The following is a 16,161-nucleotide window of genomic DNA, read 5'->3' as shown; positions in this document are numbered from 1 at the left end:
TGATGCGCGGCACATCTTTGCAGTTACATTTCGATTACAATCCCGTTTATTTCCCCGGGGTTGCGGTATGGAACTGGAAAATATCTTTCGTGACGTCAAGCTCAGCAAAACGGAAGTTACCGTGCTGCGCGTTATCCAGGCCGACCCGGAGAAGTGCATCCGTGACGGTATTCGCACGGTGGCGGAACAGTGCTACAGCAATCCTTCTTCCATCGTCCGGCTGGCAAAAAAGCTGAAGTTCAACGGCTGGCTGGAGATGGTTTACTTCATCAAATTCAATATCACGATGCCAAAGCTCGACGTCACCAACGACGTTGAGTTTATGAATATTCAGCCCGCAGAACGGCTGATGCCGCTCCTGAACGGATTACAGCATCAGCGCATTCTCATCCACGGCAGCGGCTTTTCGCAGCTGATCGCGCAGTATATTTATAATAAGTTCCTGGTGATTGGCGTAAATGCCAGCCTGGCGCTGTGGCCCGACTATGAAATTCTTGAACAGAAAACCGCGACAACATTCGACGCTATCTGGCTGGTGTCTAAATCCGGGCGCAGCAGCTCGGCGCTGAACTGGGTGAAGGCGATTGAAGGTAAAGATATCGACCTGATTTGCCTTACCGGCGACTACCAGAGCCCGCTGGCGCAGGCGGCAGATATGTCTTTTATCATCCATGATCCGCAGAAGTATGACGACGATATCTACTGGAGCAACCCGTTCTTTGGCTACTGCATTCTCGGTTTTGAGCACCTGCTGAAGCTGTGGTTTAAGCAGGTTTCACCGGGGGCACCGGCTGATGCCCCCGCCAGATTTAGCGCCACTCCTGACCGTGGCGATCGCTGAGGTACGCCGTCACCAGCGTTTGCGCCAGTGACCAGGAGCCGACCAGCGGGTGCGCCATCAGGGCGCGTACCGCCAGCGCGCGATCGCGGTTGAGGATCGCCGCCACCGCCAGCCGCTCGTACTCTTTTACGCAGGAAATCATGTTCTTCTGCGCCACCGGTACCTGCTTCGGTGTGACCGGCTTCAGTCCCGATTTGCTGAGATCGCAGCTGATTTCAATCACGTCATCCGGTTGCAGGAAATCGAGCGTGCCGTTGTTCGAGAGTGACACCACAATTCGCTTGCTGGTGTCGCTGTTGACCGCCTCGAGGATATCGAGCGCCACGCCCGCATAGCCGCCGGTATCGGGCTCTTCGATAAACTGCTGCAGGGTCAGCGGTGCGCGGGTGTTGAACTTCTCCTGCTGCGACTCATTCTGCATGTAGCTGTTTTCACGACGCAGGTAGTGCTTCATCCAGATATCGAACGCCTGCTCCGGATGAGCTTTCACGTCTACACTGGCAAGCTCCTGGCGCATGTCGCGGTTGATACGTGCAATCTGCTCACCGCGGGTTTCTGGCGCGTCCTGAATCGCTTTCAGCGCCACTTCCCGGTAGTAGTAGTAATAGAGATATTCGTTGAGCAGCTGCTTGTCGCACAGCTGAACCAGCTCCGGCGAGAAGTACTGCATCGCGGTGTGGCGATACAGCGCCGGGTCGTTGATAAGCCGCTCGGTAACGTCTTCCCCCTTTACCGTGAAGTGGGTAAACCATGAGAAATGGTTCAGGCCGTAGCACTCTACCTTCAGGTCGCGTTCATCGCAGTGCAGAATGGCCGGAAGCTCGCGGATAAGCTCCGACGGCGCATCGCAGATACCGTACACCCGGCGCTGAAAACCGGATTTAATAATCGCTTCAGTGACCAGCCCCGACGGATTTGTGAAGTTAAAGAGGATCGCATCCGGCGCGGCGTGGGCTTCAATCAGCTGGCAATAGTTAAGGATGGCCGGAATGGAGCGCATCGCCATCGCGAAGCCGCCCGCGCCGGTGGTCTCCTGTCCGAGGGTGTTGTGTTCTAGAGCAATGCGTTCGTCACGGATGCGGCTCTCATCACCGCCCACGCGCAGGGTGGTGATAACGAAATTGGCGTCCTTGATGGCCGCGACCGGATCGGTCATCAGCGAAAAATGAATGTCCGGGCGGATGGTGTTAAACACGTAGCGTGCAATTTCGCCGAAGGTCGCCAGGTTATCTTCGGCGCTGTCGAGAAAGACCACCTCCTGTAAACCAATACGATGCGCATTATAAGCCAGTGATTTTGCCAGGAATGCGGAGCGGACGCCGCCGCCCCCGATTACGGTTAATTTCATGATTTCTCCCAATCAATTATTGGCAAGCCAGGTGTCCACATGTGAACGCACTTGCCCAACTCTGACGCCATAGACCACTTGTATTTCATTGCGGTTGCGCACCACGCCGTTGGCACCGGTGCTTTTTAACAGAACATCGTCGATAAGCGTCATGTCATGGATAGCGACGCGTAAACGGGTGAAGCAGTTATCGACGGAAATAATATTCGCTTTGCCGCCAAGGCCTTTAATAATGTCGTCAATGGCGGAATGATTACTCTGGGCATGCTGTTTTATTTTCTGGCGATAATCTTCTTTGTTATAAAGTTTGACGCCATCGTCATCTTCCCGGCCCGGTGTTTTCAGATTCAGCTTCACGACCAGCGTGCGGAAAATAACGTAGTACACCGCAAACTGCCCGATACCAATCACCACATACATCGGCCAGCGGGTTAATGAAACCGGTAGCGGCAGGTTATAAATTAAGAACTCAATGAGTCCTGATGCTCCCCACGGGCGCACGGTAAAGATGTCGCAAATCGCCTGAGAAGCGGCGGTGAGCGTGGCGTGAATAACCCACAGCAGCGGAGAGACAAACAGGAAGGTGAACTCAATAGGCTCGGTAATGCCGGTCAGCATCGAGGTAATAATCGCGGGCAGCAGGATCGCTTTCGCCAGCACCTTTTTCTCCGGCTTCGCGGTGTGATAGAAGGCCAGCGAAGCCCCGGCAAGGCCGAAGATGGTGGTCATTCCCTGCTGTGAGAAGCGCAGGGCGTCGTTCATGACCGGCGTCAGGTCCGGGTGGCGCATATAGGCGAGGAAAATTGCCTGGGTGCCGGAGACGGTTTGACCATCCACGCTCAGGGTGCCGCCGATTTGCGTCAGCTGGAACGGCGACCAGACGAAGTGGTGCAGGCCGGTCGGGATGAGGAATTTTTCAAAGAAGCCGTATACAAACACCCCCGCCACGCCCGCATTCTTCATAAAGCCGGTGAGTGCACTGATGCCGTGGGTCATAAACGGCCAGATCCAGGTGAAGGCGATGGCGTAGAAGATAATCACCGGGGTCATGGCAATCAGGGTCAGCTTGGCGCCGCCGTACATCGAGAGCGCACCGGGCAGTTCCACCGCGGTGACCTTATTGTGTACCCAGGCGATGGTGCAGCCGAGAATAATCCCAAGAAACACCCCCATATCCACCACCACAAAACCTAACAGCTGGGTCTGGCCGGTACCGTAATATTCACCGTTAATTTTTTCAGCAATGCCGTGGGTATATTCGAGCCAGGAGTGGTTGGCGCCGAGGAACATAATAAAACACATTACCGCGACCAGCGCGACTTCGGTTTTTTTATCCTTTGCCAGCCCATAGCTGATACCGACACAGAATAATAATCCTAAATTACCGAATAATGGCCAGAACGTATCACCTAATAACTGGCCGAGATGATGTAAAAAACTGGTTTCAGGAATTAAAGTAGGGTTAGTTAATACAGAACTTAAGGCAAGAATTAAACCGATGACAGGCAAGAACAAGACTGCGCCGATCATTGCTCTGGAGAATCGTTGCATATTCTCCAGGATACGTTGACGTATTCCAGACATAGTGGTTATTCCTGATTATTGTAGGGTGTTTTTAATTATTTGAATGCACTTCCAATAAAGGTGTTATAGCAAGTCCTTAATCGCGGCGGAACCCGTTGCGGGAAATAGGTACAAACAGCCACAAAATGTGCACAGGTTTCGTGATAAGGCCCGCATAAACGCGGGCCTGGGAGGAATTATGGGGTGGGCGTTGTCGCTGGGGCTGCAACCGGGGCCGTGGTGACCACGCCGTTGTGCATCGTCTGGCTTACCTGCTGCTGGCTGGCGTTAACCGCTTTCAGCTGGCCGTTCACCGTCGGTTTTAACGGTTGGCTGTCCTGCACGCTGCCGCTGGCGGTGAGCTGGATATTACCGTCGCCGGAAATCGGCAGCGCGGGCCAGCCCCAGGCCTGCAACACGTTAAGTGGAATACCGCGACCGTTGAGGCTGACGTTAACCTGGCGCTGCGGTAACTGTGATACCGCCGCGGTGGCTTCGAGCAGCCCTTTTTCCGTAAACGCGCTGAGTTCGCTGATATTGACCGTTGACGCATTGGCGGCGAGGGTCAGCGACGGACGACGCACGTCGACGCGGTTAAAAGTGGCGGCGGAACCGTTCAGCGTGGCGCTGCCGCTCCACACGCCCCACTGATGGTCTTTTATCAGCTGCAGGTTGGCGCCGTAGCCGTCGAGGGAGGTGATTTGCCACGGGAACGCCGGGTCGATATCGATAATCAGGTTGCGGTTAGCGCCAAACTTTTTCAGCGTCAGGCTGTTAAGCCACGCCGGCATTGGCGTCATCCACAGAGTCTTCCAGTTCTTCGGCAGGGTGTATTCGAGCCCGGCCACGGCGAGATCGTCGAGCGCCAGCGCGCTGTCGCTACGGCTCCAGGTACCGGAGGTGCGCACCATCCCGCCTTCCCAGCGGGAGGTAAACTGGCGAAGCATGACGCCCTGCGGTGAGAGCTCAGCGTTCACAATCGGGCCGAGAAGGTGCAGCGAGCCCCAGATGGCTTCGCTGGCGTTCATTGAGATTTTACCGTCCTCGCTTTGCCAGCTGCCCTTGCTGAGGGTCAGGTTGCGCAAACTCAGGTCGAGATCGGCGACCGCCCAGTCCGGCCCCTGCAGGCTGGCGTCGGTGACCTCGAGGCGACCGATCTGCAGCGATGGCACGGTGGTGAGCGGGGCGAAAAAGTCGGCTATCGATTTGTCGCTCTGCAGACGGATGTCGTCGAGGCGCAGGGTATCTATCACCCAACTGCCGTCGGCGTTGCGCCGGGCGGTGCCGGTGAGCGAGCCGCGGGCCATGTCGGCACCGAGCGTGCTGAGGGTGACCACGTCGTTATCGAGCGTGCCCTGAATCAGCACGTTGCTGGCCGGCACGCCGTTGAGGCTCATCGATCCGGCGCTCATTTCAATCGTGGCTTTTTTGCCTAATACGTTACCCGCCTCCGGCTGCCACGGGCTCACGCCGCCGCTCACGCGCTGGGCACTGAGCGACCATGCCGTCAGCGGGCTGTTAAATGCCATGTTGCTGAGCCGCAGATGGTCGGCCTCAAAGGGCAGCGGCGCGGTAGCCGGAGAGAGATTGAGGGTGCCGTCCTGCAGCAAAATGGTGTCGGCATGCAGCGGATCGGTAAGCTGACGACTACCAAGGCCGATATCCACCGTCCTCGCAACCAGAGTGGCCGGTTTGCCGTCGCGCCCGAAGGTGACGTTTTTCAGCAGGATATGTGAGGGCGAGGAGAAGCGATGATCCATCGCCTCGAAGGTCAACTGATAGCCCGTGTTATCACTCACCCAGGCGCTGACCTGGCGTGCACCCCAGCGGGTTTGCAGCAGGAAATAAGCGATAAGAATGACCACCAGCAGGGCGATGAGTAACCAGAGAATGAGCTTTCCGAGAAATTTCATGGTCTTCCATCCTGTGAGGGCACATAAGGCAGTTATGCACGATTTATGTGCAATCCTCAAGGAAGGAATGATGAAAAACAGTGTCACGGCGGTGGGGAGAACCACCGCCGTGCGGGGATTACTCCTTCTCTGGGGGGAAGACCAGATTCAGAACAATCGCGGTGATACCGCCGGCAGCAATGCCGGAGGAGAGCAGGTTTTTCAGCCAGTCCGGGGCGAACTGCAGGATCTGCGGCTGCTGAGAAACGCCGAGGCCAACCGCCAGGGAGAGGGCGATAATCAGGATCGCGCGGCGGTTCAGCGGCTCGCGGGAAACGATACGCACGCCGGAGGCCGCGATGGTACCGAACATCACCAGCGTCGCACCGCCGAGTACCGGCTCAGGAATGTGCTGGACGAAACCACTCACCGCCGGGAACAGGCCGAGCAGAATAAGCATCAGCGCTACCACAAAACCCACATAGCGGCTGGCAACGCCGGTAAGCTGAATAACGCCGTTGTTCTGCCCAAAGCAGGAGTTCGGGAAGGTGTTGAACACCGCCGAAACGCAGGAGTTCAGGCCGTTCGCCAGTACGCCGCCCTTCAGACGCTTCATGTACAGCGGGCCGGAAACCGGCTGTTCAGAGACGTCGGAAGTCGCGGTGATATCGCCGATCGTTTCCAGCGAGGTGATCATGAACACCAGCATCAGCGGCAGCAGCAGATTCCAGTCGATGCCCAGGCCGTAGTACAGCGGCGTCGGAATAGTTATGAGGCTGCCGTTGGTCGGTGCGGTGTTGGCGGGCAGCATGTCCATCAGCCAGGCGGCCAGATAACCCGCGGCCATAGCGATAACCAGCGAGGCGATGCGCAGATACGGGTTGCGCTGACGGTTAAGAATGATGATAAGAGCGAGAACGATACCGGCCAGCAGCAGGTTCTTCGGTGCGCCAAAGGTGTTATCGCTCATTGCGGCATAGCCACCGCCGATGGAGGTTAAACCAACCTGAATCAGCGACAGACCGATAATCATCACCACCACGCCGGAAACCAGCGGGGTGATGACGCGGCGCGCCAGGTGCAGCACACGGGACAGCGCCATCTCGGTAAAGCTTGCCAGCATCAGGGTGCCAAACAGCGCGGCCATCATCGTCGGTACGTCGGCACCGCCGGTTTTTAGCGCCGTACCGCCCATGATAAGCGGCGCCACGAAGTTAAAGCTGGTGCCCTGAATCGACAGCAGACCAGAGCCTACCGGGCCCCAGGCTTTGATCTGGATGATGGAAGCCACCCCGGAGGCGAACAGCGACATGCTGATGATGTGTTGAGTATCTTCCGCCGGTAATCCCAGCGCCTGGCAGATGAGCAGCGCAGGCGTGATGACCGCCACAAACATCGCCAGCAGGTGCTGAAACGCGGCGAACAGGGTTTGAGGCAAGGGCGGACGATCTTCAAGGCGATAGATGAGTTCGCTGTTGTGAGTCTGCGCAACCGGTTGCGCACGTTCAGACTCGAGGGTGTTGACTGACATCTGAGGCATTCCCGTGGTGGAACAATTTGGAAGTGGGGGATTTTATCTGACTGCCAGGTAAAAGCAAACGTTTGCCACTGTGTAGACCAATAATTTACGCAACAGCCCGGGCAGCGGATTTTTATTTATCTGCTGCAAGTTTGGTCGCAAATTCGATGAGAGCTAGTACATTTTTTCTGTCGTTTTAGGCTGTTTTTTGATTAAAATCCGGCTCCTGATTTCTCATGAAGAGACGTAATCGGCACAGGAATAATGAAATCGCGTGTGAATGGATCATGCGCTAATAAGGAGCTTTCTATGTTTCACCTCGACACCTTATCGACGCTCGTCGCGGCCACGTTAGTGCTGCTTTTGGGGCGCAAACTGGTCCATACCGTCCCCCTTTTCAAAAAATACACTATCCCTGAACCCGTCGCGGGCGGGCTGTTAACCGCACTGGCGCTGCTGGTGCTCAAAAAAAGCATGGGTATCGAAATTGATTTCGATATGAGCCTGAAAGACCCGCTGATGCTGGCCTTCTTCGCCACCATTGGTCTGAACGCCAACCTGGCGAGCCTGCGCTCTGGCGGCAAAGTGCTGGGTACATTCCTGATTGTGGTGGTTGGTTTGCTGCTGATGCAAAACGCCATTGGTATCGGGATGGCGAAAATCCTCGGCCTGGATCCGCTGATGGGCCTGCTCGCGGGCTCTATCACCCTCTCCGGCGGTCACGGTACCGGGGCGGCATGGAGCAAGCTCTTTAGCGAACGCTACGGCTTTGCCAATGCCACCGAAGTGGCGATGGCCTGCGCCACCTTTGGTCTGGTGCTGGGCGGCCTGATTGGCGGCCCGGTGGCGCGCTATCTGGTGAAACACTCTTCCACACCGAACGGTACGCCGGATGACCAGGAAGTGCCGACGGCGTTCGAAAAGCCGGACGTTGGTCGCATGATCACCTCGCTGGTACTGATTGAAACCATCGCGCTTATCGCCATCTGTCTGACGGTCGGTAAAGTGGTGGCGCAACTGCTGCTGGGCACCGCCTTCGAACTGCCGACGTTCGTCTGTGTGCTGTTTATTGGTGTGATCCTGAGTAACGGCCTGGCGCTGATTGGTTTTTATCGTGTCTTTGAGCGTGCGGTGTCGGTGTTGGGCAACGTGTCGCTGTCGTTGTTCCTCGCCATGGCGCTGATGAGCCTGAAGCTGTGGGAACTTGCTTCGCTGGCGCTGCCGATGCTGATTATCCTCGCGGTACAAACCGTGGCGATGGCGCTGTATGCCATCTTCGTGACCTGGCGAATGATGGGTAAAAACTACGATGCGGCGGTGCTGGCGGCCGGACACTGCGGCTTTGGCCTCGGCGCAACGCCAACGGCGATTGCCAACATGCAGGCAATTACCGAGCGTTTTGGCCCATCCCATATGGCCTTCCTGGTGGTACCGATGGTGGGTGCGTTCTTCATCGATATCGTCAACGCGCTGGTGATTAAGCTGTATCTGATGTTGCCAATGTTTGGCTGATAAAGAAAAAGCCCCGTAAATACGGGGCTTTTTGTCGGATGCACTACGCTTATCCGCTTTCTTAGTCGTGATCTTCCCACGCCAGTGAACGTTTCACCGCTTTTTTCCAGCCGCTGTAAAGCACGTTACGCTCGGTAGTTTCAATGCCCGGGCGGAATTCACGCTCAATCACCGCTTTCTCCTGCAGCTCGTCCAGGTTCTGCCAGAAGCCCACCGCCAGGCCAGCGAGATACGCTGCACCCAACGCGGTCACTTCACGCACTTCCGGACGCTCAACGCGAGCACCGAGAATATCGGCCTGGAACTGCATCAGGAAGTTGTTGGCTACCGCACCGCCGTCAACGCGCAGGGCGTGCAGACGAATGCCGGAGTCTGCCTGCATCGCTTCCAGAACATCACGAGTCTGGTAGGCAATGGATTCAAGCGTCGCGCGGATGATGTGGTTAGAGTTTACGCCGCGAGTCAGGCCGAAGATGGCGCCACGAGCATACGGGTCCCAGTATGGTGCGCCCAGGCCGGTAAAGGCTGGCACAACGTACACGCCGTTGGTGTTCTTCACTTTGGTCGCAAAGTACTCGGAGTCGAACGCATCGCTGATGAGTTTCATTTCATCGCGCAGCCACTGGATGGAGGCACCCGCCATGAACACCGCACCTTCCAGCGCGTAGTTCACTTCGCCGGTCGGGCCGCAGGCGATGGTGGTCAGCAGGCCGTTCTCAGATTTCACCGCTTTCTCACCGGTGTTCATCAGCATAAAGCAGCCGGTACCATAGGTATTCTTCGCCATCCCTTCTTTCACGCACAGCTGGCCAAACAGCGCCGCCTGCTGGTCACCAGCGATGCCGGAGATAGGAATACGCGTGCCGCCTTTACCACCGATGTTGGTCTGGCCGTACACTTCGGAAGACTTGCGCACTTCCGGCAGCATGGCGCGCGGGATGTCCAGCGCGTCGAGCATTTTGTCATCCCAGTCCAGGTCGTGGATGTTGAACAGCATGGTACGGGAGGCGTTGGTGTAGTCGGTGACGTGTACGCGGCCCTGGGTCATCTTCCAGATAAGCCAGGTGTCCACGGTACCGAACAGCAGTTCGCCGCGTTTTGCACGCTCGCGGGAGCCTTCAACGTGGTCGAGGATCCACTTCACTTTGGTTCCGGAGAAGTACGGGTCCACCACCAGGCCGGTCGCCTTGCGGATGTACTCTTCCATGCCGTCACGCTTGAGCTGCTCGCAGATGTCTGCGGTACGGCGACACTGCCAGACGATGGCGTTATAAATCGGTTTACCGGTTTCACGATCCCAGACGATGGTGGTTTCACGCTGGTTGGTGATGCCGATAGCGGCGATTTCGTCGGAGTTGATGTCCGCTTTTGCCAGCACTTCGACCAGCGTTGAGCTCTGGGATGCCCAGATTTCCATCGGGTCGTGTTCAACCCAGCCTGGCTTAGGATAAATTTGTTCGAATTCGCGCTGTGAAACGCTGACGATGTTGGCATCGTGATCCATCACGACGGCGCGGGAGCTGGTTGTACCCTGGTCGAGCGCAACGATATATTTTTTATCGGTCATAGTGTGTATCCCGTAGTCAGATTACAGCGAAGCATTTTGCTGCGATGAAGTTGATTTGGCTGCATCTTTTTCTTCAACCTCACAAACATCGCACGGCAAATGGCGGCCAATGAATTTGCGATAGCAGAACGCACCCAGTGCAGCACCGACGATCGGCGCAAATACGGGTACCAGGAAGTAAGGAATGTCTCGACCACCGGTGAAGGCGACCTTGCCCCATCCTGCCAGCCAGGCAAACATTTTTGGTCCAAAATCACGCGCCGGGTTCATCGCGAATCCGGTCAGCGGCCCCATGGAGGCACCAATCACGGCAATCAGTAAACCAATCAGCAGCGGTGCCAGCGGTCCACGCGGTACGCCGTTGCCATCATCGGTCAGTGCCAGAATCAGACCCATCAGGATAGCCGTAATGACCATTTCTACCGCGAAGGCCTGCACAAAATTGATATGTGGGTTAGGGTAAGTGGAGAAAATACCGGCAAGCTCGAGGCTTTCGACGCTGCCGCGCACCATATTGTGCGTTTGTTCGAAGTTGTAGAAAAGATTGTAGTAAAGCCCGTAAACCAACGCCGCTGCGCAAAAGGCGCCGGCAACTTGAGAAATAATGAAAGGAACAACTTTACGCCCGTCAAAGCACGCAAACAGCCACAGTGCAATAGTAACTGCCGGGTTGAGATGAGCGCCGGAAACCCCTGCGGTCAGGTAGATGGCCATCGCCACGCCCAGACCCCAGATGATGCTGATTTCCCACTGCCCGAAGCTGGCGCCTGCTACTTTAAGCGCCGCAACACACCCAACGCCGAAAAATATCAACAAGCCGGTACCAAGAAACTCTGCGATGCACTGGCCTTTTAAGGTTGATGTCTGGCTCATAATCGGATCCTGAAGACGTAGTGAGGATTATTGTGTTCATGGAGGTCAAAGACGACCATGATGCCATGTAGGCATGGTGTTAATTTATCGTTAACGAGCAAAAACGAGAAATATCGAAATCAAAATGTGTGTACTACGTCATAAAATGAGCGTTTTCGCGCCATGGAGCACGTTTTTGAGATGTTCCTGAAAGTGTGAGCTGAATCATTTCATTAACGATTAAATTAACAATTTAGGGGTATATGCCGCTAATGCTCCAGGTCTAGACTGAAAATACTCGCTATCCGCAATCTGCGCGGCTTGTCGCTGGACAGCAGCGCCGGGGCTTCATACAATCGGGGCCTATAGTAGTGCGCGTATATTTTCGTTAAGGCGTCGCCGGGGTTCCGGGACGAGATCAACGCCTTGCACGTTCAGGAGAGGTATGACGATGTCATTAGAAGTGTTTGAGAAACTGGAAGCAAAAGTACAGCAGGCGATTGATACCATCACTCTGTTGCAGATGGAAATCGAAGAGCTGAAAGAAAAGAATAACTCGCTGGCGCAGGAAGTGCAGTCTGCTCAGCACGGTCGTGAAGACCTGGAGCGCGAAAACGGCCAGCTGCGTGAACAGCAGCAGGGCTGGCAGGATCGCCTGCAGGCGTTACTGGGCCGTATGGAAGAAGTGTAAGACGCGGGCCCTCGCAACACGGAGGGCCGCCGTTGTTTTACTGACGTTCCAGCAGGACGCCACACTCCATATGATGGGTGTAGGGGAACTGATCGAACAGCGCCAGGCGTGTGACTTTGTGCGTCTGGCCTAATGTCTCCAGATTCTTGCACAGCGTTTCCGGATTACAGGAAATGTACAGAATCCGCGGGTATGCCTGCACCATCTTTTCTGTCTCGGCATCGAGACCGCTACGCGGTGGATCAACGAAAATCGTTTCGCACTGGTAGCTCTTCAAATCAATCCCTTCCAGACGGTTGAATTCGCGTACGCCGTTCATCGCCTGTGTAAACTCTTCCGCCGACATACGAATAATCTGCACGTTATCAATGTGGTTAGCGGCAATGTTGTACTGCGCCGAAGCCACTGACGGTTTGGCGATTTCCGTTGCCAGTACGCGGTTGAAGTTACGCGCCAGCGCCAGCGAGAAGTTACCGTTGCCGCAATACAGCTCCAGCAGATCGCCGGTGGCGTTTTTGGTGGTATCGAGCGCCCACTCAAGCATCTGCACGTTCATCGCGGCGTTCGGCTGGGTGAAGCTGTTCTCTACCTGACGATAGATCATTTCGCGCCCGCCCACCGGTAAACGCTCATCAATGTAGTCCTGATCGAGCATGATTTTCGTTTTGGTTGCCCGGCCAATCAGATGCACGTTGAGGTTTTGCGCACGCAGTGAATCGCGCAGGGCTTCTGCTTCCTGACGCCACTCGTCGTCCAGCTTTTTATGGTACAGCAGCGACACCACCGCCTGATTGCTCATGGTCGTCAGGTAGTCAATCTGGAACAGCTTATGACGCAGGGTGCGGTTGTTGCGCACGCCCTCAAGAATGGCGGTCATGAGCTGGTTAATCAGCTCGCTGGCTGCCGGGAAACTGTCGACGCGAATGCGCGATTTGGTCTCGCTATCGAAAATAATGTGGTACAGGTCGTCGCCGTCGTGCCATACCCGGAACTCGGCGCGCATGCGGTAGTGACTGACCGGTGAACGATACACTTCCGGAACCGGCGCATTAAACGGCGCCATCATTTTTTGCAGACGCACGACTTTCTCGGCCAGCTGCGCTTCATATTGTTCGGTAGGAAGGTGTTCGGGGGTCATGATGCATCCTGAATAATAAAAGTACGCGGCGATTGTAGGGATTGTGCCGGGGATGTCCAGACATAATGGTTAACAGCAGTCTGGACTTCTATATGTCGCTAATTGTAGCATTATGTTTCCGGTCTCCTGTGAGTGAAAAGGGAATCCAGTGCAAATCTGGAGCTGACGCGCAGCGGTAAAGACGGTGGGATGAGTGCCAGGTAGCAGACACTGCTTAATAAAGCGGGAAGTCATCATCCTTTATTCTCGATTTCACGAGATCACCCCTAAGCCCGAAGACCTGCCGGAATTACGTCGCATCAGGTTTCCTCATCGCGTGCTATAGATGAAACCCGCGGCATCCTTCTTATTTACTGGATGCTTTTTATAATGATTAAAAAAGCTTCGCTGTTGACGGCATTGTCCGCCACGGCATTTTCTGGCTGGGCGCAGGACAGTGCCCCTGACACCATGGTCGTTACCGCCAACCGTTTTCAGCAGCCGGTCAACACCGTGCTGGCCCCCACCAATATCGTGACAAAAGAAGACATTGAGCGCTGGCAGTCAAAAACGGTGCTGGATGTGATGCGTCGCCTGCCGGGTGTTGATGTGGCGCAAAACGGTGGAATGGGTCAGAGCTCTTCTCTGTTTGTACGTGGTACCGAAGCCCGCCATGTGCTGGTGCTGGTGGATGGCGTGCCGATGGCGCGCCCGGGTATTTCGAACAACTCCGATATCGATCAGATCCCGGTGTCGCTGGTACAGCGTATCGAATACATCCGCGGCCCACGCTCTGCGGTGTACGGTTCCGGTGCGATTGGTGGCGTGGTGAACATCATCACCATGACCGACTCCGCGCGTTCGCAAATTAACGCCGGGATGGGGACCAACGGCTATCAGACCTATGATGGTACCTTCAATCAGCGTTTTGGCGATACAGTAGTCACCGCTGCCGGGGCGTACCAGACCACCAAAGGGTTTAACGTTCAGCCGAATTCAACCTACCCAGGTGACAGCGATCGCGATGGCTATCGCAATAAGCTGCTGTGGGGCGGCGTACAGCACAAGTTCAACGACAATCTTTCCGGTTTCTTCCGTGGCTATGGTTATTCTTCTAACGCCGATTATGACCAGGGTAACTGGGGTTACGACGGTGGGAACGATGAACATCAGAACTACAGCCAGTCGTGGGATACCGGAATGCACTTTAACTCCGGCATCTACTCTTCTCAGCTGGTGGCTAACTATCAGCGCAGCAAAGACTACAACTACAGTAGCCAGACCGGGCGTTATGCCTCAGGCTCCAGCCTCGACGATATTGAGCAGCGTTATATCCAGTGGGGGAACAACGTTGAAGTAGGCCATGGTGCTATAAGCGGCGGCGTTGACTGGAAGCAGGAGAAGCTGCGCTCCACCGGCACGACCAGCACCGATGTCTATAAACGTGATACCACCGGCCTGTACCTGACCGGGCAACAGCAGATTGATACGGTGACGCTGGAGGCCTCTGGTCGTGAAGATCACGATGAGCAGTTTGGCTGGCATGGTACCTGGCAGACGGCGGCAGGCTGGGAGTTTATCGACGGCTACCGGACCACGCTTTCTTACGGTACGGGGTTCCTTGCCCCTTCTCTGGGACAGCAGTACGGTGCGGATCGCTTCGGTATCTCCTCAAACCCGAATCTGAAACCGGAAGAATCAAAACAGTGGGAAGCCGGGCTTGAAGGCCTGACCGGGCCGGTTGACTGGCGCCTGTCTGCTTACCATTACGATATTCAGAACCTCATCGACTACAACAATAGCGCCTACTACAACGTGAAGTCGGCCACCATCAAGGGTATGGAGTGGACGGGTAATGTCACTACCGGCCCGGTGGATCACCATTTGACGCTGCAATATGTTGACCCGCGTGACGATGAAACCAATAAAACGTTATATCGCCGTGCCAAGCAGCAGGTGAAGTATGAGCTGACGGGGCAGATTTACGATCTCGGCTGGGATGTGGTCTATCAGTACATCGGTCAACGTTATGATTATGACTACGATAACTCTCGTGAGGTCAAATTGGGTGGTGTGAGCCTGTGGGATATCGGATTGTCGTATCCGGTCACCTCACATCTGACAGTTCGTGGTAAAATAGCTAACCTGTTCGATAAAGATTACGAGACAGTTTATGGCTATCAAACTGCAGGACGAGAATACACCTTGTCTGGCAGCTACACCTTCTAATCCACGTCCCACCGTACTGGTCTTTGATTCCGGTGTCGGTGGGTTGTCGGTTTATGATGAGATCCGGCACCTGATGCCGGATCTCCATTATGTTTATGCTTTCGATAACGTCGCCTTTCCTTATGGAGAGAAAAGTGAAGAGTTTATCGTTGAGCGTGTCGTTGAAATCGTTACTGCCGTACAGCAACGCTACCCGCTGGCGCTGGCGGTTATTGCCTGTAACACCGCAAGTACCGTTTCCCTTCCCGCATTACGCGAAAAGTTTGCCTTCCCGGTTGTCGGCGTGGTGCCTGCGATTAAACCCGCGGCGCGACTGACGGCGAACGGCATTGTTGGCCTGCTGGCAACGCGCGGCACGGTGAAGCGTCCTTATACACGTGAGCTTATCGATCGTTTTGCAAATGAGTGCCGCATTGAGATGCTGGGCTCGGCCGAGCTGGTAGAGCTCGCGGAAGCGAAGCTCCACGGTGAGCCGGTATCGCTCGACGAGTTGCGTCGTATTCTTCGCCCGTGGCTGCGGATGCAGGAACCACCGGATACCGTGGTACTCGGCTGCACACACTTCCCTCTATTACAGGAAGAGCTTATGCAGGTGCTGCCGGAAGGAACGCGCCTTATCGATTCCGGGGCGGCTATTGCCCGTCGCACGGCCTGGTTATTAGAACATGAAGCACCGGATGCGAAGTCTGCCGACACCAATATCGCTTTTTGTATGGCGCTAACGGCAGAAACTGAACAACTTTTACCCGTTTTGCAGCGTTATGGCTTCGAAAGGCTCGAAAAACTGGCTGTTTAGCGAGCGTTTGCACAAAAAAGAAACGGTTGAAAAGTTTTTTGAAAACAGGACTTGTCAACGCCGCAGAACTCCCTATAATGCGCCTCCACTGACACGGAACAACGGCCTACAAGCCGCCGGGTTAGCGGGGTTCAGAGATGAACGCCACAGAGAAAAGTGAAAATAAACGCTTGACTCTGAATGAGGAAAACGTATTATACGGGACCTCGCAACGGTGAGCGAAAGCCGCGCTGC

At 55.4% G+C, this 16,161-nt stretch carries 12 protein-coding genes and 1 riboswitch; of the genes, 5 read left to right on the top strand and 7 right to left on the bottom strand.

Going from position 1 to position 16,161, the window contains the following annotated elements; genetic code table 11:
• Nucleotides 1-67: 67 nt before the first annotated feature.
• Nucleotides 68-841, top strand: a complete 774-nt coding sequence (locus GYRE_RS03605; RefSeq protein WP_006817917.1) for a MurR/RpiR family transcriptional regulator — start codon at nucleotides 68-70, stop codon at nucleotides 839-841.
• Here GYRE_RS03605 and GYRE_RS03600 read toward each other — a convergent pair.
• The 4 genes from GYRE_RS03600 to GYRE_RS03585 all read right to left on the bottom strand — a co-directional run bounded on the left by GYRE_RS03600 (nucleotide 810) and on the right by GYRE_RS03585 (nucleotide 7,175).
• Entirely contained in the window at nucleotides 810-2,189 is a 1,380-nt protein-coding gene (locus tag GYRE_RS03600) for a family 4 glycosyl hydrolase (RefSeq protein WP_038253049.1), read from the bottom strand. The genes GYRE_RS03605 and GYRE_RS03600 overlap by 32 nt on opposite strands.
• 12 nt (nucleotides 2,190-2,201) lie before the next feature.
• A complete protein-coding gene (locus GYRE_RS03595) occupies nucleotides 2,202-3,773 on the bottom strand; it encodes a PTS transporter subunit EIIC (RefSeq protein ID WP_038253047.1) in 1,572 nt (523 codons plus the stop codon).
• 176 nt (nucleotides 3,774-3,949) lie between these two features.
• Nucleotides 3,950-5,665 carry an AsmA family protein gene (locus tag GYRE_RS03590; protein ID WP_038253045.1) on the bottom strand — a complete coding sequence of 572 codons (1,716 nt, stop codon included), beginning with the start codon at nucleotides 5,663-5,665 and terminating at the stop codon, nucleotides 3,950-3,952.
• A 118-nt stretch (nucleotides 5,666-5,783) separates the two neighbouring features.
• The gene (locus GYRE_RS03585) at nucleotides 5,784-7,175 is read right to left on the bottom strand and encodes a nucleobase:cation symporter-2 family protein (protein ID WP_038253043.1); all 1,392 of its coding nucleotides are present in this window, start codon (nucleotides 7,173-7,175) and stop codon (nucleotides 5,784-5,786) included.
• A gap of 297 nt (nucleotides 7,176-7,472) precedes the next feature.
• Here GYRE_RS03585 and gltS point away from each other — a divergent pair, with 297 nt between their 5' ends.
• Nucleotides 7,473-8,675, top strand: coding sequence for a sodium/glutamate symporter (gltS, locus tag GYRE_RS03580; protein WP_006817912.1), 1,203 nt, complete (start codon nucleotides 7,473-7,475; stop codon nucleotides 8,673-8,675).
• Nucleotides 8,676-8,736: 61 nt separating this feature from the next.
• Here gltS and glpK read toward each other — a convergent pair whose 3' ends face one another.
• Together glpK and GYRE_RS03570 are read right to left on the bottom strand one after the other, a co-directional pair.
• Nucleotides 8,737-10,242 (bottom strand): glycerol kinase GlpK, encoded by a 1,506-nt coding sequence (glpK, locus tag GYRE_RS03575; RefSeq protein ID WP_006817911.1) that lies wholly within the window; start codon nucleotides 10,240-10,242, stop codon nucleotides 8,737-8,739.
• A 21-nt stretch (nucleotides 10,243-10,263) separates the two neighbouring features.
• Nucleotides 10,264-11,115: an MIP/aquaporin family protein gene (locus GYRE_RS03570; RefSeq protein WP_006817910.1), complete on the bottom strand. Its 852-nt coding sequence runs from the start codon at nucleotides 11,113-11,115 to the stop codon at nucleotides 10,264-10,266.
• A gap of 424 nt (nucleotides 11,116-11,539) precedes the next feature.
• On the opposite strand from GYRE_RS03570, the gene zapB reads away from it, so the two are divergent.
• Nucleotides 11,540-11,785: a septal ring assembly protein ZapB gene (gene zapB, locus GYRE_RS03565; protein WP_006817909.1), complete on the top strand. Its 246-nt coding sequence runs from the start codon at nucleotides 11,540-11,542 to the stop codon at nucleotides 11,783-11,785.
• Between the two features lie 37 nt (nucleotides 11,786-11,822).
• On the opposite strand, the gene trmA is transcribed toward zapB, so the two are convergent.
• Nucleotides 11,823-12,923, bottom strand: a complete 1,101-nt coding sequence (gene trmA, locus GYRE_RS03560; RefSeq protein ID WP_006817908.1) for a tRNA (uridine(54)-C5)-methyltransferase TrmA — start codon at nucleotides 12,921-12,923, stop codon at nucleotides 11,823-11,825.
• A gap of 102 nt (nucleotides 12,924-13,025) precedes the next feature.
• Nucleotides 13,026-13,225, top strand: a riboswitch (cobalamin riboswitch).
• Between the two features lie 67 nt (nucleotides 13,226-13,292).
• On the opposite strand from trmA, the gene btuB reads away from it, so the two are divergent.
• Nucleotides 13,293-15,131, top strand: a complete 1,839-nt coding sequence (gene btuB / locus GYRE_RS03555; protein ID WP_038253038.1) for a TonB-dependent vitamin B12 receptor BtuB — start codon at nucleotides 13,293-13,295, stop codon at nucleotides 15,129-15,131.
• Nucleotides 15,076-15,927 carry a glutamate racemase gene (gene murI / locus GYRE_RS03550; protein ID WP_038253037.1) on the top strand — a complete coding sequence of 284 codons (852 nt, stop codon included), beginning with the start codon at nucleotides 15,076-15,078 and terminating at the stop codon, nucleotides 15,925-15,927. Before btuB ends, murI begins: the two co-directional genes overlap by 56 nt.
• Nucleotides 15,928-16,161 lie beyond the last annotated feature (234 nt).

Source organism: Yokenella regensburgei ATCC 49455 (assembly GCF_000735455.1).
Taxonomy (GTDB): domain Bacteria; phylum Pseudomonadota; class Gammaproteobacteria; order Enterobacterales; family Enterobacteriaceae; genus Yokenella; species Yokenella regensburgei.
Note: the sequence above shows the minus strand (reverse complement) of the source record. Positions and strands in the feature narration are given on the sequence as shown.